20 protein-coding genes are annotated in these 20,931 nt (G+C 61.4%); 8 read left to right on the top strand and 12 right to left on the bottom strand.

The annotated features are described in order from the left end of the window. Positions 1-117 precede the first annotated feature (117 nt). Genes VC35_RS23225 through VC35_RS23235 form a run of 3 tightly spaced genes read right to left on the bottom strand, consistent with a single transcriptional unit; the run spans position 118 to position 2,423 of the window. Entirely contained in the window at positions 118-1,434 is a 1,317-nt protein-coding gene (locus VC35_RS23225; protein ID WP_046042812.1) for a sensor histidine kinase, read from the bottom strand. Next, entirely contained in the window at positions 1,431-2,099 is a 669-nt protein-coding gene (locus VC35_RS23230; RefSeq protein ID WP_046042814.1) for a response regulator transcription factor, read from the bottom strand. Before VC35_RS23230 ends, VC35_RS23225 begins: the two co-directional genes overlap by 4 nt. A gap of 3 nt (positions 2,100-2,102) precedes the next feature. Beyond that, positions 2,103-2,423 (bottom strand): PepSY domain-containing protein, encoded by a 321-nt coding sequence (locus tag VC35_RS23235; protein ID WP_046042816.1) that lies wholly within the window; start codon positions 2,421-2,423, stop codon positions 2,103-2,105. Positions 2,424-2,673: 250 nt separating this feature from the next. Here VC35_RS23235 and VC35_RS23240 point away from each other — a divergent pair, with 250 nt between their 5' ends. The 4 genes from VC35_RS23240 (at position 2,674) to codA (ending at position 6,484) form a co-directional block, all read left to right on the top strand. Further along, positions 2,674-3,753, top strand: coding sequence for a patatin-like phospholipase family protein (locus VC35_RS23240; protein ID WP_046042817.1), 1,080 nt, complete (start codon positions 2,674-2,676; stop codon positions 3,751-3,753). A gap of 75 nt (positions 3,754-3,828) precedes the next feature. Continuing rightward, positions 3,829-4,185, top strand: a complete 357-nt coding sequence (queD, locus tag VC35_RS23245; RefSeq protein WP_046042818.1) for a 6-carboxytetrahydropterin synthase QueD — start codon at positions 3,829-3,831, stop codon at positions 4,183-4,185. A gap of 128 nt (positions 4,186-4,313) precedes the next feature. After that, on the top strand, positions 4,314-5,144 hold the full coding sequence (locus VC35_RS23250) for an alpha/beta fold hydrolase (protein ID WP_046042819.1): 831 nt from the start codon (positions 4,314-4,316) through the stop codon (positions 5,142-5,144). A 95-nt stretch (positions 5,145-5,239) separates the two neighbouring features. Next, positions 5,240-6,484 (top strand): cytosine deaminase, encoded by a 1,245-nt coding sequence (codA, locus tag VC35_RS23255; protein ID WP_046042820.1) that lies wholly within the window; start codon positions 5,240-5,242, stop codon positions 6,482-6,484. A gap of 111 nt (positions 6,485-6,595) precedes the next feature. Here codA and VC35_RS23260 read toward each other — a convergent pair whose 3' ends face one another. Then, the gene (locus VC35_RS23260; protein WP_046042822.1) at positions 6,596-7,588 is read right to left on the bottom strand and encodes a DeoR family transcriptional regulator; all 993 of its coding nucleotides are present in this window, start codon (positions 7,586-7,588) and stop codon (positions 6,596-6,598) included. Between the two features lie 165 nt (positions 7,589-7,753). Here VC35_RS23260 and VC35_RS23265 point away from each other — a divergent pair, with 165 nt between their 5' ends. Then, complete coding sequence (locus VC35_RS23265; protein WP_046042823.1) at positions 7,754-8,905, top strand: MFS transporter; 1,152 nt, start codon at positions 7,754-7,756, stop codon at positions 8,903-8,905. A 38-nt stretch (positions 8,906-8,943) separates the two neighbouring features. On the opposite strand, the gene VC35_RS23270 is transcribed toward VC35_RS23265, so the two are convergent. From VC35_RS23270 to VC35_RS23280, 3 genes are all read right to left on the bottom strand, one after another. Further along, positions 8,944-11,367 carry a TonB-dependent siderophore receptor gene (locus VC35_RS23270; RefSeq protein ID WP_046042824.1) on the bottom strand — a complete coding sequence of 808 codons (2,424 nt, stop codon included), beginning with the start codon at positions 11,365-11,367 and terminating at the stop codon, positions 8,944-8,946. Between the two features lie 98 nt (positions 11,368-11,465). Beyond that, positions 11,466-12,449, bottom strand: coding sequence for a FecR family protein (locus VC35_RS23275; protein ID WP_046042825.1), 984 nt, complete (start codon positions 12,447-12,449; stop codon positions 11,466-11,468). A gap of 40 nt (positions 12,450-12,489) precedes the next feature. Then, complete coding sequence (locus VC35_RS23280) at positions 12,490-12,990, bottom strand: sigma-70 family RNA polymerase sigma factor (RefSeq protein WP_046042826.1); 501 nt, start codon at positions 12,988-12,990, stop codon at positions 12,490-12,492. A gap of 233 nt (positions 12,991-13,223) precedes the next feature. Here VC35_RS23280 and tynA point away from each other — a divergent pair, with 233 nt between their 5' ends. Beyond that, positions 13,224-15,512 (top strand): primary-amine oxidase, encoded by a 2,289-nt coding sequence (tynA, locus tag VC35_RS23285; protein ID WP_046042827.1) that lies wholly within the window; start codon positions 13,224-13,226, stop codon positions 15,510-15,512. A gap of 79 nt (positions 15,513-15,591) precedes the next feature. Here the strand turns inward: tynA and VC35_RS23290 are convergent, their stop codons facing one another. Together VC35_RS23290 and VC35_RS23295 are read right to left on the bottom strand one after the other, a co-directional pair. Next, on the bottom strand, positions 15,592-15,900 hold the full coding sequence (locus VC35_RS23290) for a cupredoxin domain-containing protein (protein WP_046042828.1): 309 nt from the start codon (positions 15,898-15,900) through the stop codon (positions 15,592-15,594). A 14-nt stretch (positions 15,901-15,914) separates the two neighbouring features. Next, positions 15,915-16,883 (bottom strand): metallophosphoesterase family protein, encoded by a 969-nt coding sequence (locus VC35_RS23295; protein WP_046042829.1) that lies wholly within the window; start codon positions 16,881-16,883, stop codon positions 15,915-15,917. Positions 16,884-17,038: 155 nt separating this feature from the next. On the opposite strand from VC35_RS23295, the gene VC35_RS23300 reads away from it, so the two are divergent. Together VC35_RS23300 and VC35_RS23305 are read left to right on the top strand one after the other, a co-directional pair. Continuing rightward, positions 17,039-17,551 (top strand): sigma-70 family RNA polymerase sigma factor, encoded by a 513-nt coding sequence (locus VC35_RS23300; protein WP_046042830.1) that lies wholly within the window; start codon positions 17,039-17,041, stop codon positions 17,549-17,551. After that, positions 17,544-18,281, top strand: coding sequence for an anti-sigma factor family protein (locus VC35_RS23305; RefSeq protein WP_046042831.1), 738 nt, complete (start codon positions 17,544-17,546; stop codon positions 18,279-18,281). The genes VC35_RS23300 and VC35_RS23305 overlap by 8 nt, the downstream gene beginning before the upstream one ends. A 32-nt stretch (positions 18,282-18,313) precedes the next feature. Here VC35_RS23305 and feaR read toward each other — a convergent pair whose 3' ends face one another. From feaR to paaY, 3 genes are all read right to left on the bottom strand, one after another. Beyond that, a complete protein-coding gene (gene feaR, locus VC35_RS23310; RefSeq protein WP_046042832.1) occupies positions 18,314-19,228 on the bottom strand; it encodes a transcriptional regulator FeaR in 915 nt (304 codons plus the stop codon). Positions 19,229-19,329: 101 nt separating this feature from the next. Continuing rightward, positions 19,330-20,253, bottom strand: coding sequence for a phenylacetic acid degradation operon negative regulatory protein PaaX (gene paaX / locus VC35_RS23315; RefSeq protein WP_008003007.1), 924 nt, complete (start codon positions 20,251-20,253; stop codon positions 19,330-19,332). A 67-nt stretch (positions 20,254-20,320) separates the two neighbouring features. Further along, on the bottom strand, positions 20,321-20,917 hold the full coding sequence (gene paaY, locus VC35_RS23320; RefSeq protein WP_046042833.1) for a phenylacetic acid degradation protein PaaY: 597 nt from the start codon (positions 20,915-20,917) through the stop codon (positions 20,321-20,323). Positions 20,918-20,931 lie beyond the last annotated feature (14 nt).

Here is a 20,931-nt window from a genome sequence, read left to right on the forward strand (position 1 = left end):
GCGCCGTCCCTGTAGGAGCGAGCCTGCTCGCGATAGCGGTGTGTCAGCCACAGTTAATGTTGACTGACATGGCCTCATCGCGAGCAGGCTCGCTCCCACAGGGGGCCTGGTGTGGCTTCAAGTGTGTTTGGGCAACTCGATAACGACCTTCAACCCGCCCCACTCGCTTTCCAGCAACGACAGTTTGCCGCCCCAGCTATCGACGATGTCGCGCACGATACCCAGCCCCAAACCATGCCCATGGGTTTGCTCATCCAGCCGCGTCCCTCGAGCGAACACCTGATCACGACGCTCTTCGGGAATGCCCGGGCCGTCATCTTCCACGCAGAGTTCAAAGCCCTCAGCAGTCTCGGCCACACTCAGGCGAACCTCGGCATCCGCCCATTTACAGGCGTTATCCAGCAGATTGCCCAACAGTTCCAGCAGGTCTTCGCGATCCCAGGGCAATTGCAGGCCGGCGGGTGCACGGTAGCTCAGCGCCAGGTGTTCGCCATGGATCATGTTCAGGGTGGCCAGCAACCCGGGGAGCTCGGCATCGCAATCAAACAGTGCGCCCGGCAACGCATCACCGGACAACCGAGCACGATTGAGTTCCCGATTGAGCCTCTGCTGGACTTGTTCCAGTTGTTCCTTGAGGGTCTTGCGCAGTTGCGGGTGCGCGTCGAGTTGCTCGCTTGAAGCCAGGCTCAACAGAACCGCCAGCGGGGTTTTCAAGGCGTGGCCGAGGTTGCCCAAGGCATTGCGCGAGCGCTTGAGGCTGTCCTCGGTGTGGGCCAGCAAGTGGTTGATCTGCGCCACCAGTGGCTCCAGCTCCACCGGCACCTGATCATCGAGTTGCGAGCGCTGGCCCTGTTGCAACTGCGCAATCTGCTCGCGGGCCTGCTCCAGTGGACGCAAGGCCCGGCGTACGGTAATCCGTTGCAGCAGCAGAATCAGCAACAGCGCTGTCAATCCGAGGCCAATCCCGAGTTGTTGCATGCGCCGGAAGCTTTCGCGGATCGGCGTGTAATCCTCGGCGACGCTGATGGAGATCGGCGCCCCCGAACGTCGATAGTCCGTGCGCAGCACCAGCAACTGCTGCCCTTCCGGACCCAGTTGCAGGTTGCCATGCAGGCCGGGTTGATCGAGCACCGGCAGTTCCTGATCCCATAAGGAGCGGGAACGCCAATGGCCATCGGTGAAATCGATGCGGAAATAATGCCCGGAGAACGGCCGCTGATAGGCCGGTGACAGGCGTCGCTCATCCAGTTGCAAGCCTTGCGGCCCGCGCACCAGCGCCGCCAGCAGGTTCTCGCTGTCATTGCGCAACCCGGCTTCGAGGTAGCGCTGCAACCCCATTTCGAACAGCCACAGGCTGGTTTGCGCCAGCACCAGGCCAACGACCACCATCACGCTGATCAGGCCCAGGCTCAAGCGGCGCTGGATCGATCTCACCGGGCTTGCCCGCCGAACAGGTAACCCTGGCCCCGACGGGTTTCAATCACACTTTTGCCGAGCTTGCGGCGCAAGTGGTTGACGTGGACTTCCAGCACATTGGAGTCGCGCTCGGTTTCACCGTCGTAGAGGTGTTCGGCGAGGTGGCCTTTGGAGAGGATCTGCTCGGGGTGCAGCATGAAATAACGCAACAGGCGAAACTCCGCGGCGGTCAGCTGAATGTCGGCACCGTCGCGCACAACGCACTGGCGACCTTCGTCCAGATGCAGCCCGGCAGCCTTGAGCGTTGGCTGGTTGACCTGGCCATGGGAGCGGCGCAGCAATGCCTGGATGCGCAAAAACAGCTCTTCGGGATGGAATGGCTTGGTCAGGTAATCGTCGGCGCCGGCCTTCAAGCCTTCGATGCGCTCTGCCCAGGAATCCCGGGCCGTCAGGATCAGCACCGGCGTGGCCAGACCCGCCCCGCGCCACTGCGCCAGCACCTCAAGCCCCGGCACGCCCGGCAGACCGAGGTCGAGGACGATCAGGTCGTAAGGCTCGGTGCTGCCCTGATGAACCGCATCGCGACCATCGGCCAGCCAGTCCACCGCGTAACCCTGGCGGTTGAGGCCGGCCAGCAGCTCGTCGGCCAGGGGCACATGGTCTTCCACCAGCAGCAAACGCATGGATCAGTCTTCCTTGTCTTTCAATATTCGGCCGTCAGTCGCATCGATGTGCAGCTCACGGACCACGCCTTCGGGGGTCAGCAACTCGACATCATAAAGGTAGATGTTGTGCTTCTCTTCGAGTTCGGCTTCCAGCAGTTTCGCGCCTGGGTAGCGATCCATCGCCTGCTGCAGCAGTTGCTCCAGTGGCAGGATCACGCCCTGTTGACGCAGGCGCAGGGCTTCATCCTGATCCAGGTCGCGGGCCATCACTGCCGAGCAAAATGCCAGAAGCAGCAGCACCATCCGGCTGCCGGTGCATCGATTGAGTAAAAACACCTTCATTACCAATCCTGATGATCCTTGAGTCACTGCCTGCTGACCGGGTCTAATTCCATGCCCTGTGCCAGTGGTGTGAGCTTCTCGAAAGCCACAATGGTACCAGCGATGCGCTATCCCAGCGTTGCGTCGGGGTCCAGGCGAGCCACCTTAACCCGCTGAACTTAATTGAAACTGAATTGCCATCATTGCTGACACCCTCGCTCCCACAATGATCACGTTTATAATTTCCCGCTTGCCACACTTCGAGACCGCAATGACCGCCATCCACATCAAGTTCCCTTCCCTGACCCTCAAGGCCGGTCCACGCGCCTTTGCGCGCATCCGGGACAACGGCTTGAGCGCCGCCGACGTCGGCACCTTGCCTGGCGCGGCCGGCGGTCCGAAGGCGCTGGGGATTCAGGGTCTGGACCTGGCGCTATTCGGCGAGTGGCTGCCGGCGGCACCGCGAGAACGCTCGCTGATTGGCGCATCGGTGGGTTCCTGGCGCTTCGCCAGCGCCTGCCTGCCGGACGCCGCCGAGGGCATCCGGCGTCTCGGGCAGCTGTACACCGAGCAGCACTTTGCCAAGGGCGTGACCATGGCGCAGATCAGCCAGAGCTCACAGCGCATGCTCAATGACCTGCTCGACGGTCGCGATGCCTCGATCCTCAGCAACAACCATTACCGCCTGAACATCATGGTGGTTAAAAGCCACGGCCTGCTGGCCGACGATCATCGCGGCCGCCTGGGGCTGGGCCTGTCATCGGTCATTGCCGACAACCTGCGCGGTCGGGCGCGGCTGGCACGGCACTTCGAACGCCTGATCATCCACGACCCGCGCCTGGCGCCGCCGGTGAATGCCTTGACTGACTTCCCGTCGCGCTTCGTCGCCCTCAATGCCGGCAACTTGCGCCAGGCCCTGCTGGCTTCGGGCTCGATCCCGATGGTGATGGAAGGCGTGCGCGACCTGCCGGGCGCCGGCGCCGGGACCTTCCGCGACGGCGGTCTGCTGGATTACCACCTGGACCTGCCCTACAGCGGCAACGACATCGTGCTTTACCCGCACTTCACCGACCGGGTGATCCCCGGCTGGTTCGACAAGACCCTGCCATGGCGCCGCGCCTGCCCGGCTCGCTTGCAGAACGTGCTGTTGCTGGCGCCGTCGAAGGAATACCTGGCGCGCCTGCCCTACGGTAAACTGCCGGACCGAAACGACTTCAAGCGCTTCATGGGCGATGCCCCGAGCCGGCAGAAATACTGGCGCACGACCATGGACGAAAGCCGCCGCCTGGGGGACGAATTCCTCGAACTGGCCGCCAACGGTCGCCTCGGCGAGCGCTTGCTGACCCTTTAGTCAGGACAAACTGGTAAACTCGCCGCCTGCCCGAATCGCTGCGGCGAACGCCACCTGAACAGAGCTGAAAACACTGTGGAAATCTTCAAAGAATTTACTTTCGAATCCGCCCACCGCCTGCCCCACGTACCGGACGGCCACAAGTGCGGGCGCCTGCACGGTCACTCGTTCAAAGTGGCAATCCACCTGAGCGGCGACCTCGACCCGCACACCGGCTGGATCCGCGACTTCTCGGAAATCAAGGCGATCTTCAAGCCGCTGTACGAGCGCCTGGACCACAACTACCTGAACGACATTCCCGGCCTGGAAAACCCGACCAGCGAAGTGTTGGCCAAGTTTATCTGGCAGGAATTGAAGCCCCTGCTGCCGGAGCTGAGCGCGATCCGTATCCACGAGACCTGCACCAGCGGTTGCATCTATCGCGGCGAGTAATCTTCAGACAACACTGCTCGCTCCCACAGGGGAACAGCGTTTTGTCAGAGAAAAAGAAAACAGCCTTCATCGGCTGTTTTTTTATGCCTATGCTTTTTGCCTCTTCCCCCCGCCAAGAGGACAAGCCCATGACTGACTGGCCGCTGGATCAGGTCTTCGACTTCAACGGACATCAAGTGCACTACGCCGTGCGCGGCGACGGCCCGCCGCTGGTGTTCGTGCATGGCACACCGTTTTCTTCCTGTGTGTGGCACCGGATCGCGCCGTATTTCACCGCGACTCACCGCGTCTACTACTTCGATCTGCTGGGCTATGGACAATCGGCACAACCCGACGACGATGTCTCGCTCGGTGTGCAAAACCAGTTGTTGGCGCAGTTGCTGGGGCATTGGCGCCTGGACCGCCCCGACGTGGTGGCCCACGACTTCGGCGGTGCGACCGCCCTGCGCGCGCACCTGCTCAATGGCAAGGACTACCGCAGCCTGACGCTGATTGACCCGGTGGCCCTCACGCCCTGGGGTTCGCCGTTCGTGCAGCATGTGCGCCAGCATGAAGCGGCCTTCAGCGGACTGCCCGATTACATCCAGCGCGCCATCGTGCCGACCTATATTCGCGGAGCCATCCAGCGCGAAATTCCCGACGCCGAACTCGCCCCCTACGTTCAGCCGTGGTTGGGGGAGCCGGGGCAAGCGGCGTTCTACCGGCAGATCGCACAGATGGACGAGCGCTATACCCGTGAGGCCGAGGGCCTGTACCCGACGATTCGCTGCCCGGTGCAGATTCTGTGGGGTGAAGACGACCAGTGGATTCCCATCGAACGCGGGCGGGCCTTGCAGCAGATGATTCCTGGATCGCAGTTTTATCCGATTCCCAACGCCGGTCATCTGGTTCAGGAAGATGCACCTGAAGCCATCGTCGCCGCACTTATGCGATTTTTACCCCTGCAACTATCTACCTGAACAAACCCGCTCCCACATTTTGAACTGGCGGGATTCGCCGCAGGCGAGCTAACGTAAAGGTATTGCCTAAACGATTCGCCAAAAGGATCTGCCCGATGCACATCATCAACGCCCGTCTGCGCAATCAGGAAGGCCTGCATGAGTTGAACCTGGAAAACGGTCTGATCAGCAGCATCGGCCGCCAGATCGAAGCCCCGACCCTGGGCCCTGACGATCTGGACGCCGGTGGCAATCTGGTAGTGCCGCCCTTTGTCGAGCCGCACATCCACCTCGACGCCACCCTGACCGCCGGCGAGCCGCGCTGGAACATGAGCGGCACGCTGTTCGAAGGCATCGAGTGCTGGGGCGAACGCAAGGCGACCATCACCCAGGAAGACACCAAGGCCCGGGCCAAAAAAACCATCCAGACCCTCGCCGCCCACGGCATCCAGCATGTACGCACCCACGTCGATGTCACCGACCCGCAACTGACCGCGCTCAAGGCCATGCTCGAAGTGCGCGAGGAAAGCCGGCACCTGGTCGACCTGCAAATCGTCGCGTTCCCTCAGGAAGGCATCGAGTCCTACCGCAATGGCCGCGAATTGATGGAAGAAGCCATCCGCATGGGCGCCGACGTGGTGGGCGGTATACCGCATTTCGAGTACACCCGCGATCAGGGCGTCAGTTCGGTGAAGTTCCTCATGGACCTGGCCGAACGCAGCGGTTGCCTGGTGGATGTGCACTGCGACGAAACCGACGACCCGCATTCACGCTTTCTCGAAGTGCTCGCCGAAGAGGCCCGCAGCCGCGACATGGGTTCGCGGGTCACGGCCAGCCACACCACGGCCATGGGCTCCTACGACAACGCCTACTGCGCCAAGCTGTTTCGCTTGCTCGGGCATTCGGGGATCAGCTTTGTCTCCTGCCCCACCGAAAGCATCCACCTGCAAGGTCGCTTCGACAGTTTCCCGAAACGCCGGGGCGTGACCCGGGTCAACGAGTTGCTGGAAGCGGGCATGAACGTGTGCTTCGGCCAGGACTCCATCGTCGATCCGTGGTATCCGCTGGGCAACGGCAACATTTTGCGGGTGCTCGAAGCCGGCCTGCACATCTGCCACATGCTCGGTTATCGCAACCTGCAAAGTGCGCTGGACCTGGTGACGGACAATAGTGCCAAAGCCATGAACCTCGGCGATCGCTATGGTCTGGAGCGCGGGCGGCCGGCGAACCTGCTGATTCTGTCGGCGGAAAGTGATTACGAGGTGATCCGCAGCCAGGGGTTGCCGCTGTACTCGGTGCGCGATGGCAAGGTGTTGATGAAGCGGACGATGCCGGTGGTGGAGTTCGCTGGTCTGAGCTGAAATTTGCGTTTACCGGATTGGCCCCATCGCGAGCAGGCTCGCTCCTACAGGTTTTGTGAACGACATGTAACCACTGTAGGAGCGAGCCTGCTCGCGATGGCGATATCAAAATCAATCGATAACTCGAGCCGTACCAAACAGGCTGACCCGACTCAACTCCCCCTGCTCCTCCTCCAACAAGATCGGCGCCGTGCCACCCGGCATCGTCACCTTGACCTCCCCGGCGCTCACCCAACCAACCCGCCAGGCCGAACTGGCCACCGCGCTGGCACTGGTCCCCGATGACGCCGTCGGCCCCTCGCCCCGCTCGAATACTCGCGCGGCGATGTGCCCTTCGGACAAACGCATTGCCCATTGCAGATTGATCCCCGCCGGACAAGGTTTGCCTGCACCGACCGGCATGGCGTAAGCAATCCGCGTCAGCCCCTCACCCAGCACCGGCTCGCGCATCTGCTCGTTGCTCGGCAGATCCCCGGCACTTTCCACCAGCGTCACGCAATGGGGATTGCCGACCCGCGCGAACTGACTGCGCGACCATGCGCTATTGAGTGCCGACAACTGTTCAACGTGGCTGAGTTCACGACCGTTGAGCACCGCTGCTTCAACCCCGTGAGCACTGACCGCCGACGGCCCGAATCCCGGCTGGCCCAGATCGAGCCAGAACCCCCTCACGCCCTCGACCTCTGCGGCTTTCACTGAAGTCTGCCCCGGTGACGGCGTGTCAGACTTGTCGTGGTGAACCCTGAGCAGACAGGCTTCGTTCTGCGGCAACAGCCCTTGATCGCTGAGGGCCTGGGAAAAAATCGTCAGCCCGTTGCCACTGCGCTCGGCCAGGGTACCGTCGGTGTTGACGATCAACAGATCAAAGGGAGGCGACGACTGAAACGGTCCGACCAGCAAACCGTCGCTGCGATGATCCTTGCTGCCGGACGGTTGAGTGCCTGGAGCCCAGCTGCAGCAAGCCTCGATCGCGGCTAGCGTCCAGGCTTCGATGGTTTGCGCTGCCTGGCTAGCCTGATCGGGCAGGTCGATGCCCTGGCGGCGCAGTTCTTCTGGCGCTACCACGATGTAAATGTTGCCCCGTGCATCGTACCGCTGCGCCATGGCGCCCTCCGTGTGTCATTGGAATGGCTCAACATATCGCGAAAAACAGCGGCGCTGTGCAAGGATGTCGCCCTGTTTGACCGTAAAACTTTCCGGGCACTGATCGAACCCTCACAGGCCGATCACTGTCCGTTGAGGACGCGACGCTTTTTGCCAAGGATTGTTATGACCAGCCTCAACAGCCAAACCACTTTCGTTCCCGGCCGCCTGGAACAGATGTCCACGCGCATCGCCTTTTTCATCGCCGGGGTCGGCATCGCCGCATGGGCACCGCTGGTGCCCTATGCCAAGGCCCGGGCCGGACTGGATGAAGGCACCCTGGGATTGTTGCTGCTGTGCCTGGGGGTAGGTTCGATCCTGGCGATGCCGGTGGCCGGGATCCTGTCCACACGTTTCGGCTGTCGGCGGGTGACGGCTGGCGGGACCCTGCTGATCTGTGCCGCCCTGCCGCTGCTGGCAACGGTGTCGTCGATTCCGGCCCTGATCGCCGCGTTGTTCATGTTCGGCGCGGGGCTCGGCACCGTGGATTCGACGGTCAACCTGCAAGCGGTGATCGTCGAGCGCGCCAGCGGCAAAAACATGATGTCGGGTTTCCATGGCCTGTTCAGCCTGGGCGGGATTGTCGGTGCGGCAGGTGTCAGCGGATTGCTTGGCCTGGGGATTTCACCCCTGGGGGCCACGCTGGTGGTGATTGTGTTGCTGCTGATCGCACTGGCCAAGGCCGTGCCGCATCTGTTGCCCTACGGCAGCGAGAGTTCGGGACCGGCGTTTGCGGTGCCCCATGGCATCGTCCTGTTCATCGGCGGCATGTGCTTCATCGTGTTTCTCGCCGAAGGCGCGGCGCTGGACTGGAGCGCGGTGTTCCTGACGCAGGAACGTGGCATCGACACGGCGTATGCGGGGCTTGGTTATGCGGCGTTTGCCCTGACCATGACGGCCGGGCGTTTGACCGGTGACAAAATCGTGCGACGCCTGGGTGCGACACGGGTGATTGTGTTCGGCGGGCTGACAGCCGCCGCAGGCTTGTTTCTGGCGACGTTCGCACCGAGCTGGGAGGCGGCGCTGGTGGGTTATGCGTTGCTGGGTGCCGGTTGCTCGAACATTGTGCCGGTGCTGTACACCGCGGTCGGCAAACAGACGGTCATGCCCGAAAGCATCGCCGTGCCGGCCATTACCACCCTGGGTTATGCAGGAATCCTGGCAGGCCCCGCCGTCATCGGCTTCGTCGCCCATGGCAGCAGCTTGAGCTTTGCCTTTGCCTTGATGGCGGTGTTGCTGGTGGCGGTGGCCGTTGGCGGGAAGGTGTTGAAAGTCTGAATTGTGGCGAGGGGGCAAGCCCCCTCGCCACAGGTGGGTTAGAACCCGACACTGGCCTGCACAAAGAACGTGCGCGGCGCACCGACGTACATCCCCGAGTTGTTGTCGCTGGAACGGGTGAAGTACTGCTTGTCGAAGATGTTTTTCACCCGCGCCCCCAGTTTCAGGTTCGACACCTGCGGACCGAAGTCATAGCCGCCACGCACGTTCCAGGTCACGTAACCCGGAATGTCACCGAACTGCCCGTCGGCGGTGCCTTCGGTGATGTAGTTGCCGTTGAAGCTGCCATCGGCGTTCACGCCGGTGCCCGGCGAGCGCTGCTTGGACTGGGCGAACGCATCGACGTTATAAGTCCAGCGGTTGATGTCGTAACGCAGGCCGGCAGTGGCCACCTGACGGGAATAGAACGGCAGGTCACGCCCCTTGAAGCCCGGGATCTCGCCTTCGTAGGTGGCGCGGGTGTAGGTGAAGCCGGCGTTGGCGGTCAGGCCGTCAAGGCGTGGGTCCAGCGCGGCCAGATCGTAGTGCACCGAGGTTTCGATGCCCTGGTGCTTGGTCGCGCCGAGGTTGGTCCAGCCCACATCGTTGCTGATGTATTGCAGTTCGTCGTCGAAGTCGATGTAGAACAGCGTCACCTCCCCGCCCCACACGTCATCGTTGTAGCGCGTACCGATTTCGTAGGTCTTGGCCTTTTCCGGCTCCAGGCCGTTGGCGGGCTCATTACCGATACCGCCCTGCCCCAATTGGAAATACTGCAGCGCGCCGAACGAGGTTTCGTAGTTGGCGAACAGTTTCCACGCATCGGACATGTGATACATCACGCTCAAGGCCGGCAGCGGTTCGTTACTTTCGATGCTGCGTTTTTTCTCCGGCACCCGTTTACCGGCGTTATCGAGCACCGGGCGGTCGTGCCAGTCGGTGCTGATGTGCTCGAAGCGAATGCCCGGGGTGACGGTCCAGTTGCCAACGTCGATCTTGTTGTCGACGTAGACCGAATTGGCCTCGGTTCCACCGGTGCGGTCCTGATAGACATGGCCGTCCGCCCCCGGACGCACGACCGGCTGGTTGTTGACCAGCGCCACTCGGCTGGCCTCTTCGTGCATGGCCTCTTTCAGATAGCGATAACCGACGCTGACTTCCTGGGTGGTCGGGCCGACATCGAAGACATGGGACACCCGTGGCTCGATGCCGAAGGTGTAGTAGCTGCGCGGATAGGAGTTGAGTGTGCTCAGGTCCCGCGAGGCGATGGTGCTGCCACGGAAACTGTCGGTGTAGTAGGTCAGCACTTCGGCCTGGGTGCGATCGTCGATCTGCCGCGCCCACTTGAACGACACATCCTTGCGGCGGCCGCTGAAGTTGTCGTAGTCGCGCACCGACTGGAACGGGTCGGCGTCGTATTGCGCCTGGTTCAGGCCGCCGGGCATGTCGGCCTTGGCGTCGTAGTAGTGGAAATTGAGGCTGAAATCGTCGACATCGGTCGGCGCCCAATGGGTCTTGAGGATCACATCGTCGATGTCGTTGCCGTTGTTGCTTTCACGGTAACCGTTGCCGTTCACCCCGGAGTACAACAGCGCCACGCCCATGCCGTTGTCGGCGGTGCCGCCCATGAACGCAGTGTCGATGTGCTTCCAGCCACCGTGCTGCGAGGTTTCCAGGGTGGTGCCGATTTCAGCCGAGGCTTTTTCCGGGATCGCACGGGTCACGAAGTTGATCACGCCGCCGACGTTTTGTGGTCCGTAGCGAACGGAGCCAGCACCGCGTACCACGTCGATGCTGTCGAGGTTGCCGGAGGAAATCGGCGCCATGGACAGTTGTGGCTGACCGTAAGGAGCGAACGCCGCCGGGATGCCGTCGATCAGCACAGTGGAGCGTGGCGACAGGCGCGAAGTCAGGCCGCGCACGCCGACGTTGAGGGAAATGTCGCTGCCACCGGTGCCGTTGGCGTCCTGCACTTGCACGCCCGGGACGCGTTTGAGTACATCGCCGACGTTCATCGCGCCCTGCTCGACCATGGCTTCGCGGCGCACCACCGTTCGTGCGCCGGGGTGGTTCTGCACCACGGCGGCATCGGCATCACCGAGCCAGTCGCCGACCACCTTGATGTCAGTCACGCCCAGTTCCAGTGGGCCGTTGGCCGCCGAAGTCGGCGCCGGCATCAATGTCACTGAACCTTCATCGATCTGGTATTGCAGGTCGCTGCCTTGCAGCAACTGGCGCAGCGCGTCTTCCGGGGAAAGGTTGCCATCCACCGCCGGGGCCTGCTTGCCGGCAACCAGTTCAGGGCTGAAGAACACCTGAAGCGAGGTTTGCTGGCCCAACTGACTCAGGGCTTGTCCCAAAGGTTGCGCCGGGATGCGGATGCCGTCGGCGGCAAAGGCCTGGGGCAGCGCAATACTGACCGCCAGCGCGAGGGCCAGCGGCAACCAGGGGAGTTTGTTGTTTTTAGCGGTGGAGTTTTTCACGTCGAACGTAATCCTGAGGATCGCAAGAGTGTGCGCTTGTTAATGCAAACCAGTTGCAGTTGAACAGGAAGACGATGAACTCGAAAAAAACCTGAATTTTATTTTGAAATTATTTCCTGGCTGCCATCGCCAAGGGTGCGCACGGCCACTGGCAGGATGCTCGGCAAGGCCTTGAGCAGCGCGTCGGTGTTGTCGGACTTGAACACGCTGGTCAGGCGCAGATCGCCCACCGCTGCGTTGGCGACCTTGAGCGGCTTATCGCGATAACGCGAGACCTGCTCGGCGACTTCGGCCAGGCTGGCGTTGTTGAACACCAGTTTGCCGCTGCGCCAGGCGGTCATTTCCGCCGGGTTGACGGCGTAGGCGGCGGCAACTTTGCCCTGGGCATCGACGTGGGTGCCAAGGCCTGCCGTGAGATTGATGAAATCGTTATCGGCGGCATCGCGCCCTTGAACCTTGACGGTGCCCTGCTCCACCACCACTCGGGTTTCGCTGGCGCCATGGCGCACGTCGAATCGGGTGCCGGTGACCGTGACCTTGCCGCTGCCCGCCTCGACCACAAAGGGTCGGCTGGTGTCGTGCTCGACGCTGAACATCGCTTCGCCTTCGGTCAGCTCAACGTTGCGTTGATCCTTTTCAAAGCGCACCTGGATCCGGCTGCGGCTATCCAGATCCACCACCGAGCCGTCCGGCAACGCCACATGGCGACGCTCATTCAGGGCCGTTGAAAACTCGGAAGTGTAAGGCGCCGGATGATTCAAGCCGCTGAACCAGCCCAGGCCAAGCGCCACCGCGAGCACGCTGGCGGCCACCGCATAGCGCAACACCGGACGACGCTTTTTCAGGGCTGACGAGGTTTCACACAGGGCCCGCAAACGCGCCGCCGGCACCAGGTCGGCGGCGCTCCACAAGCCCTGGAGCACTTCGAATTCGTTTCGGTGTTGAGGGTGTTCGTCCAGCCAGAGCTGGAACTGGCGCCGCATTTCGACATCCGCAACAGGCTCCTGCAAACGCACAAACCACTGCGCCGCGTCATCGCGAACCCCTGTCTGCCCGCACGCGCAATCACGAGTATCCATCATGGAAGTTCCTGTTTGGCTGGGGAGGAGAAGGCGCGACCGGTCATGACTGCAACCCGTCCAGGCGATCGCGCAGATGCCGAAGCGTGCGGATCATATACTTTTCCACCATGTTCCTGGACAGCCCCAGGCGTTCGGCGATTTCGGCCTGGGTCAGACCCTCGATTTTCTGCCAGACAAACACCTTGCGACAGTTGACCGGCAGCTCGGTGAGCGCCCGCTCGATGGAATCCGCCAGCTGGATCGCGTGCATGAAATGCTCCGGGTCGCCGATCGGCGACTCACTGAGATCGATCGCCTCCGACTCCATGGCCCCCCGCCGGTCCTCGCGCCGATAACCATCCACGGCGATGTTGCGTGCGGTCTGGTGCAAATACGCCCGAGGCTGTTGCACCACCGCCGAATCGGACTCAAGCACCCGCACGAAGGTATCGTGGGCCAGGTCCTCGGCCTGCTGACGATTCCTCAGGCGACGGGTCCAGGTACCAACCAACTCTTCGTAATGCTCGAAAAAGCCGTGTCTGCGGGGCAGCTTGAGGGTCATTGCGGCGTGCTGTGGAGACGGAGCGCGAATAGTAATGCGTCCTATTAACTTGAAGCAATGGTTTGCGTCTCCCGTACCGGGCACTTTGTCCGCTTGCCATTGTGCATTTCGTCAGGAAAGCTGGATTGCGGCACGGAACCAAAGAAATCTGGCAGGCATTCAAATGCAGCCATTGACGGGTTGTAACAAAGTGCAGAAATGCCCGTAACCGGATTTTCCCCAGGAATTCCCACATGTTCAGCCCCAAAGCATCGCCCAAAAGAACACCGCTTGCCCGCCTGGCCCTGGCCATCACCTTGAGCACCCTCGGCCTGCCTTTCTGGGCGAACACTGCCCAGGCCCACGGCGGTCAAGCCGAAATGGTGCCGCTGCAAGCGGGCCTTGAGGAATTTGGCGCCACGGTGAAATGGGACGACTACGCCAATCTGTTCACCATTGCCAAGGACGGGGTCTACCTCAAGGTCAAGCCCGACAGCAAAGTGGCGATGCTCAACGGCAAGCGTATCGAGCTGACGGTGCCGGTGGTGTTCAAGGAACATACGGCGTTCATGTCCACCGACTTCATCAACCAGGTGTTCCAGTCCGGGCTGGACAAGACCTTCGTCGTCGAGACCCGCCCCAGCCCGCTCAACCCGCTGAGCGCAGCCGAAATCACCACGGCCGTGGACATCGTCAAGCAATCGGAAAACTACAAACCCGGTTTCCGCTTCACCGAAGTCTCGGTCAAGGAGCCGCCCAAGGATCAAGTGTGGAACTTCGTGTTCACCGGGCAGAACGTCACCCAGGCGCGTGAGGCCTCGATCGTGGTGCTCGACGGCAAGCACGTGATCGAAGCGCTGGTCGACCTCGACAAGAAAGAACTCAAGTCCTGGAAACCGATCGAAGGCGCCCACGGCATGGTCCTGCTGGACGATTTCGCCACGGTGCAGACGGTTGTGGAAACCAGCCCGGAGTACGCCCAGGCCCTGGCCAAGCGCGGCATCAATGACGTGAAAAAGGTCGTGGCGACGCCGCTGACCGTCGGTTACTTCGACGGCAAGGACGGCCTGGCGCAAGACAAGCGCCTGCTGAAAATCGTCAGCTACCTCAACACCGACGACGGCAACTACTGGGCGCACCCGATCGAGGGCCTGGTGGCGATTGTCGACCTGGAACAGAAGAAGCTGATCAAGATCGAAGACGAAGCGCTCATCCCGGTGCCGATGAAACCGACGCCGTATGACGGTCGCGGCCGCCAGGGCGTCGCCGTCAAACCGCTGGAAATCATCGAGCCCGAGGGCAAGAACTACACCATCAGCGGCAATAGCATTCACTGGCAGAACTGGGACTTCCACGTTCGCCTCGACTCGCGGGTCGGCCCGATCCTGTCCACCGTCACTTACGACGACAAGGGCAAGAAACGCAAGATCATGTACGAAGGCTCGCTGGGCGGCATGATCGTGCCTTACGGCGACCCCGACGTCGGCTGGTACTTCAAGGCCTACCTCGACTCCGGCGACTACGGCATGGGCACCCTGACTTCACCGATTGCCCGTGGCAAAGACGCCCCGCAAAACGCCGTGCTGCTGGACGCCACCATCGCCGACTACACCGGCGCACCGACTGCGATCCCGCGCGCCATGGCGGTGTTCGAACGCTACGCCGGCCCGGAATACAAACACCAGGAAATGGGCCAGCCCAACCTCAGCACCGAGCGTCGTGAACTGGTGGTGCGCTGGATCAGCACCGTGGGCAACTACGACTACATCTTCGACTGGGTCTTCCAGCAGAACGGCACCATCGGCATCGATGCCGGCGCCACCGGCATCGAAGCGGTCAAGGGCGTGAAATCGAAAACCATGCACGAAGACACCGCCAAGGAAGATACGCGCTACGGCACCCTGCTCGATCACAACATCGTCGGCACCACGCACCAGCACATCTACAACTTCCGCCTCGACATGGACGTGGACGGCGAGCAGAACTCACTGGTGGAAGTGAACCCGGTGGTACTGCCCAACGACCGTGGCGGCCCGCGCACCAGCACCATGCAGACCGAAACCAAAGTAGTCGGCACCGAGCAACAGGCGGCGCAGAAATTCGACCCGTCGACCGTGCGCCTGCTGACCAACTTCAGCAAGGAGAACAAGGTCGGCAACCCGGTTTCCTATCAGTTGATCCCGTACGCCGGTGGTACGCACCCGGTGGCCAAGGGCGCCAACTTCGGCCAGGACGAATGGCTCTATCATCGCCTGAGTTTCATGGACAAGCAGTTGTGGGTGACGCAATACAACCCAGAGGAAAAGTACCCGGAAGGCAAGTACCCAAACCGCTCGGACAAAGACTCGGGCCTGGGGCAGTTCACTCAGGACAACCACTCCATCGAGAACACCGACGATGTGGTCTGGCTGACCACCGGCACCACCCACATCGCCCGCGCCGAAGAGTGGCCGATCATGCCGACCGAGTGGGTACATGTGCTGTTGAAGCCGTGGAACTTCTTCGATGAAACGCCGACGCTGAACCTCAGCGCACCGAAGTAAACAGGTCATACACAACCCCTTGTAGGAGCGAGCTTGCTCGCTCCTACGGGGTTACATCGTCTTAAGGTGAACCATCCGCTTATTGGCTGACCACAATCTTCCCCAGCATCTGCGGATGCAGCGCACAAAAATACTCAAACTCCCCCGGCGTATTGAACACCCAGGAATAACTGTCTCCGGTATCCAGCGCCCCGGAGCGAAACAGCTTGTGGGTTTCCGCCACCGTGTGCGGGATCTCGTCGTCGTTTACCCACGTGACTTTGGTGCCCAAGGCCACGGTCAGATCCTTGGGCCCGAACATGAATTCCTTGATATCGATTTTTACCTCATTAGCCCATACAGGCATCGACAGCATCAGGCAGGCAACGGCCAATAATCGCGCTTTCATCCCAGTCCCCTCCGTCAAACCAGTGTCGAATCGATCAGCGCCAGTGGATGATCACCCTGGGTCGCTCGCACTTCGGTGACCCCCAAATAATTGCGCAGTTGATCAGCCGCCACGGTCATCGGCCCCGGCGTCGGCGCCGCGCCTGGTGCGGGTTGTGGATAAGCCGTGCCGCGAGCAGTGTGGAAGGTGATATTGCCTTCGACTTTCTGGATGACCTGATGGATGTGCCCGTTCAACACCGTTACCGAACCGTACTTGCGCAGCATGGCAATCGCCTGATCGCCATCTTCGGTACCCCAGCCCCACGGCTGATAAACCGTCCACAACGGAATATGGGTAAACACCACGATGGGCGTGCTGCTGCTCACGGCTCGCAAGTCATCGGCCAGCCACGCCAGTTGATCGGCACCAAGGGTTGCTTCATGGCCGGCCTGGAAGTTGAAGACATTCACCAACGCAATGAAATGCACGCCGTGGTCATCGAAGCTGTACCAGCCATTGCCTTTGGTGCCCTTGCCGTAACGTTCCAGATAGAGCTTGCCGCCGCCTTCGTCGAGGGTGTCGTGCTCGCCCGGCACGTAGTGCACGGGGGACGGCAAGCCTTTGAGCAACTGGGCGGCGGTGTCGAACTCCTCGGCTTTGGACAGATGGGTAATATCGCCGGTATGCAGGATCAACGACGGCCGTTTCGGCAGGGCAACGACTTTGTCTATAGCCACCTGCAAGGTCTTCAGAGGTTCCGGATTGGCCTCCTTGTTGAAACCAATGTGCGAGTCGCTAATCTGCACAAACTGGAACGTGCTGGCGAGTGCCTTGGGGTCGGTGACGTTACCCGCCTGATCCAGAGCGAAGGCCCTGGGAATACCGCCACTCAAGGCCCAGATCACGCCAGCCCCGGCCCATGCAGAGCACTTGAGCAGCGTTCGACGGTCAGGGTTCAACGGGCCGTCGGTACGTCGTTGGTGTTTTGAATGAATGTCCATCGGTAATCCCTCGCTGGAGAACTACAGTGATGTAGCTGACACGAGGTAAAAACCTGGCGGGACAGGTCTTTATTCCCTGTCGAAAATATATTTTTTCCTCGGGAATAAAACGCAACGCTTCACAGTTATAGGGATGGGACAGTGCGGAAACCACTATGACGCGATTTGAGGAACTGTTTGCGCCCCACCTGGACGCCGCCTACAACCTCGCGCGCTGGCTCACCGGCAACGACAGCGCCGCGCGCGATGTCGTGCAGGAAAGCGCCCTGCGGGCGTTCAGATTTTCGCAGCGCTTCGCCGACGGCAACGCCAAGGCCTGGTTCCTGACCATCGTGCGCAACGAAAGCTACACCTGGCTCAAGGCTTCGGCCGGCCACCATTGGGTCGCCATCGGCGATGAACTCGCCGAAGACGACAAGGCGCTCAGCCACAGCCAGACCCCGGAACTGCTGGCCATCCACAGCGAAAATGCGGCGCTGATCCAGCAAGCCCTGTGCGCCCTGCCGCCGGCGTTTCGCGAGGTGATCGTGCTCAAGGAACTCGAAGACATGCCCTACAAGGACATCGCCCTGGTGGTCGACATCCCCATCGGTACCGTCATGTCGAGGCTGGCCAGGGCTCGCGCCATGCTCACGCTCGAACTACTGAAGTTGTACGATCATGAATGAACTCGACTGCACGGTTTGCCAGACGCTGATACATGGCTATCTGGACAAGGAACTCGATTCGGCGACGGCCGCGAATGTGTCCGGGCATCTGGCCGAGTGCGTTGCGTGTGCGCGATTGCATGATCAGACGAAGCTGCTGATGGCCGGTGTGAAACAACGAGCGCCGTATTACGCAGCGCCGGCGTCATTGACTTCCCGGGTGTTCGCCCCTGAACCCCCATCGGTTGGCGTCGTCGAGCGTTGGCGCAAATGGTTCGCACCGGTTTTTTCAGCGACGGCGCTGGCCTTGGCGATGGTGCTGTATGTGGCGACGCCGGGCAGCGAACAGCCATTGATGGATGAGGCGGTCTCCAGCCATGTGCGTTCGCTGATGGGCGAGCATTTGAACGATGTGGTGTCGTCCGACCGCCACACCGTGAAGCCCTGGTTCACTGGCAAACTCGACTTCTCGCCGCCGGTCTTCGATTACACGGCACAGGGGTTTCCACTGCTGGGAGGACGGCTGGACTATCTGCAACATCAGACCACGGCGGCCCTGAGTTACGGGCGGGCCAAGCACATCATCAATGTTTTTATCTTGCCCACGCCTGAGACGGACAAGCCACGGCAAAGCCTGACGATCCGAGGTTTCAACGTGGTGTCCTGGCAAGAAAACCACATGCGCTTAGTGCTGGTGTCCGACCTGGAGAAAAGTGAGCTGGAGGCGTTCAGCCAGTTACTCAAGCCATAGCATTTTTTCACCGAAGCAAGAGCAAAAAAACCTCAAGCATGCCGCTTGCGATACTCCCCCGGCGCAATGCCGAAGCGTGATTTGAACGCGGTGGAAAAGTAACTGGAATCGGAAAACCCCCACGAGTAACCCAGCACCGACAACTTCTCCTCCTTGCCCGAGCGGCGCAGGGACTCGGCGCACAGGTCCAGGCGACGGTTCTTGATGTAGCGCGCCACCACCAATCCCTTCTTGGCAAACATCCGGTACAGGCCCCGGGTGGACATGCCGACTTCCCGCGCCAGCCATTCCGGGCACAGGTCTTCGGAGCGAATGTTGTCGTCGATGCAGGTGAGCGTCTTGCGGAAGCTCCGCTCGTGGGAGTCGCTGCTGTCGTCGGTCTGGCTGATCGCCGGACGCAGCAGGCTGACAATCGCTTCCAGGGTCGCTTCGCTTTCCTGGCGGGTCAGGTGCTGCTGGCGGGTGGCATCGAGGATCAGCCGGTGCGAGAGCATCGCAATGGGCGAGGTCGCGGCAATCCGGTGGCCGCACTTGACCTGATTGAAGCGCAGGGTTTGCTCGACCAGCTGATACGGCAGGATCAACGACAACTGCCGGGAGTTTTCGCTGTAGGTGAAGTCGCTGGGCCGCGCGGCATCGATCAGCGTGATGTCGCCGGGGGAAAGCAAGACCTTGTCGTCGCCCTGGGCCATGCCCGCCGTGCCGTCGAGCTGGAACACCGCAAAATACTTGCCGCCCTCGCCCGCCGCGACTTCCTGGGGCGTACGGTACAAACGCGCCTGGCACACGTCGACAAAACTGAGCTTGAGCGCATCGCTCTGGTATTCGCGGATGCGCCCGGCAAATTCGCTGCCCAGGGGTTGTGCGTTGAAGGCGCCACAGATCTGGTTGATCTGATGGATCCACTGATCGAACCCATCATGGCGCTGTGCTGTTGTAGAAATCATGTCAGGCCTCACGCAGGCTTATTTTTATTGTCTACGTCAATCCACACGACATCGGATGCTTCGAGTCTCCTGAACCGCACCATTCCCTGAACAATGACGTGCTATTTCAGTCCGCCAAAACGCCGATAGAAGCTTTCACCCACATCCGGCAACGGGCCGTCGGCCGTTTCCAGCGCGGCGTTCAGCCATTCTTCGGCCTTGGCGTAGATCAAACGGTAAATGTTGCGGCACAACTGGCGGGCGGCGCGGCCTTCCCAATCGCCGGGCAACAACTCGTCCGGCAGTTGCGGGTCGCGCAGCAGCAGCTTGCGGTACTCGTGGATCAGCAGTACCCGCGCCAGGAAGCAGTCGGCCGGTTGCAGGTTTTCCTGCTCGCGCAGGGCTTGCCACAGCGGCCGGAACAGCTGGATGAACTCGCTGTAGTGCGCGGCCAGTTCCTCGATGTTCCAGCTCTCTCGCACTTGCAGGCGCAGGGCCTTGGAGGCCAGTACGTCCTGGGCGGTGGTTTCGAAGACGATGGTGTCTTCCTGGACGCCGAGGTCGAGCAGGGTCGCGTTGACGTCGGAACGGTCGCTGCGCGGACAGGCCAGCACCACCGGCGAAATCGCGCCGAAGCCTTGCCACTCCAGTTCCTCGCGCACCTGCTTGCGTTTGTCCTGGGTCAGTTGCGAGAGCATCACCAGGCACCAGGAACCATCCCAGGCTGGCATCGTGGTGCTGTAGACCCGCTTGAAGGCCTTGTCGAAACGCCGGCGACCGGTGCCGGTCAGGCTGTAATAGCTACGGCGACCGACCTTCTCGGCGGTCAGCCAGCCTTCCTTGGTCAAGCGAAAAATCGAGGTGCGGATCAGTCGTTCATTGATGCCGATGGGTTCGAGCAACTGAATCAGGCTGCCCAGCCAGACGGTGCCGCCATGGGGTTCGATGGCATCCCCGTACAACGTGATGATCAAGGAACTGGCGCGGATCGGCGTCTGCTCCTGGAAGCGGGTAATCAGATGGTTCAAGGGAGTCAGGGACGACATGGGCGTTCCGTACGAAAAAAGAAAAGGAATATACCGAATGCCGCAATCCCTGTGGGGAAAGGGGTGATCACAAAGTACTGCCTTTCGGCCGCAACCCACTGTCGCTGATCCGCGGGCGATCCGGCTCCGGTTCGCTCAGCGGTTCGCAGACCTGCATCTGCGTAAGGCAACGCTGGGCCAGTTGCTGATACTCCCGGGTGCCGGCCTGTTTCCACGCCACTTCCTGATCGCTGAGGCTGCGCTTGACGCTGGCCGGTGCGCCCATGACCAGCGACTGTTCCGGGCATTCGAAGCCGGCCTTGACGAACGCCGCCGCCGAAACGAATGAACGCGGGCCAATCCGGGCGTTGTCCATCACCACCGCATTCATGCCCACCAGCGCATCGGCGCCGATCCGGCAACCGTGCAGCACCGCGCCATGGCCGATGTGGCCATTGCGCTCGACCACGGTGTCGCTGTCGGGGAAACCGTGCATCACGCAGGTGTCCTGCAGGTTGGCGCCCTCCTCCAGCACGATCCGCCCGAAGTCTCCGCGCAGGCTGGCCAGCGGACCGACATAGCAATGGGGGCCGATGATCACGTCACCGATCAATACGGCTGACTGGTGCACATAAGCGCTCGGGTCAACCACCGGAGTCAGGCCATCAAGGCTGTAGCAGGTCATGGAAGCTTCCTTCA

The sequence above is a fragment of the Pseudomonas fluorescens genome (assembly GCF_000967965.1).
In the GTDB taxonomy this organism is placed as follows: domain Bacteria; phylum Pseudomonadota; class Gammaproteobacteria; order Pseudomonadales; family Pseudomonadaceae; genus Aquipseudomonas; species Aquipseudomonas grandcourensis.

Excerpts from the sequence above, each read along its gene's own strand:
- VC35_RS23230 (WP_046042814.1), bottom strand. The coding sequence starts at position 2,099 with ATGCGTTTGCTGCTGGTGGAAGACCATGTGCCCCTGGCCGACGAGCTG.
- VC35_RS23235 (WP_046042816.1), bottom strand. The coding sequence starts at position 2,423 with ATGAAGGTGTTTTTACTCAATCGATGCACCGGCAGCCGGATGGTGCTG.
- VC35_RS23240 (WP_046042817.1), top strand. The coding sequence starts at position 2,674 with ATGACCGCCATCCACATCAAGTTCCCTTCCCTGACCCTCAAGGCCGGT.
- VC35_RS23250 (WP_046042819.1), top strand. The coding sequence starts at position 4,314 with ATGACTGACTGGCCGCTGGATCAGGTCTTCGACTTCAACGGACATCAA.
- codA (WP_046042820.1), top strand. The coding sequence starts at position 5,240 with ATGCACATCATCAACGCCCGTCTGCGCAATCAGGAAGGCCTGCATGAG.
- VC35_RS23260 (WP_046042822.1), bottom strand. The coding sequence starts at position 7,588 with ATGGCGCAGCGGTACGATGCACGGGGCAACATTTACATCGTGGTAGCG.
- VC35_RS23265 (WP_046042823.1), top strand. The coding sequence starts at position 7,754 with ATGACCAGCCTCAACAGCCAAACCACTTTCGTTCCCGGCCGCCTGGAA.
- VC35_RS23275 (WP_046042825.1), bottom strand. The coding sequence starts at position 12,449 with ATGATGGATACTCGTGATTGCGCGTGCGGGCAGACAGGGGTTCGCGAT.
- VC35_RS23280 (WP_046042826.1), bottom strand. The coding sequence starts at position 12,990 with ATGACCCTCAAGCTGCCCCGCAGACACGGCTTTTTCGAGCATTACGAA.
- tynA (WP_046042827.1), top strand. The coding sequence starts at position 13,224 with ATGTTCAGCCCCAAAGCATCGCCCAAAAGAACACCGCTTGCCCGCCTG.
- VC35_RS23290 (WP_046042828.1), bottom strand. The coding sequence starts at position 15,900 with ATGAAAGCGCGATTATTGGCCGTTGCCTGCCTGATGCTGTCGATGCCT.
- VC35_RS23295 (WP_046042829.1), bottom strand. The coding sequence starts at position 16,883 with ATGGACATTCATTCAAAACACCAACGACGTACCGACGGCCCGTTGAAC.
- VC35_RS23300 (WP_046042830.1), top strand. The coding sequence starts at position 17,039 with ATGACGCGATTTGAGGAACTGTTTGCGCCCCACCTGGACGCCGCCTAC.
- VC35_RS23305 (WP_046042831.1), top strand. The coding sequence starts at position 17,544 with ATGAATGAACTCGACTGCACGGTTTGCCAGACGCTGATACATGGCTAT.
- feaR (WP_046042832.1), bottom strand. The coding sequence starts at position 19,228 with ATGATTTCTACAACAGCACAGCGCCATGATGGGTTCGATCAGTGGATC.
- paaX (WP_008003007.1), bottom strand. The coding sequence starts at position 20,253 with ATGTCGTCCCTGACTCCCTTGAACCATCTGATTACCCGCTTCCAGGAG.
- paaY (WP_046042833.1), bottom strand. The coding sequence starts at position 20,917 with ATGACCTGCTACAGCCTTGATGGCCTGACTCCGGTGGTTGACCCGAGC.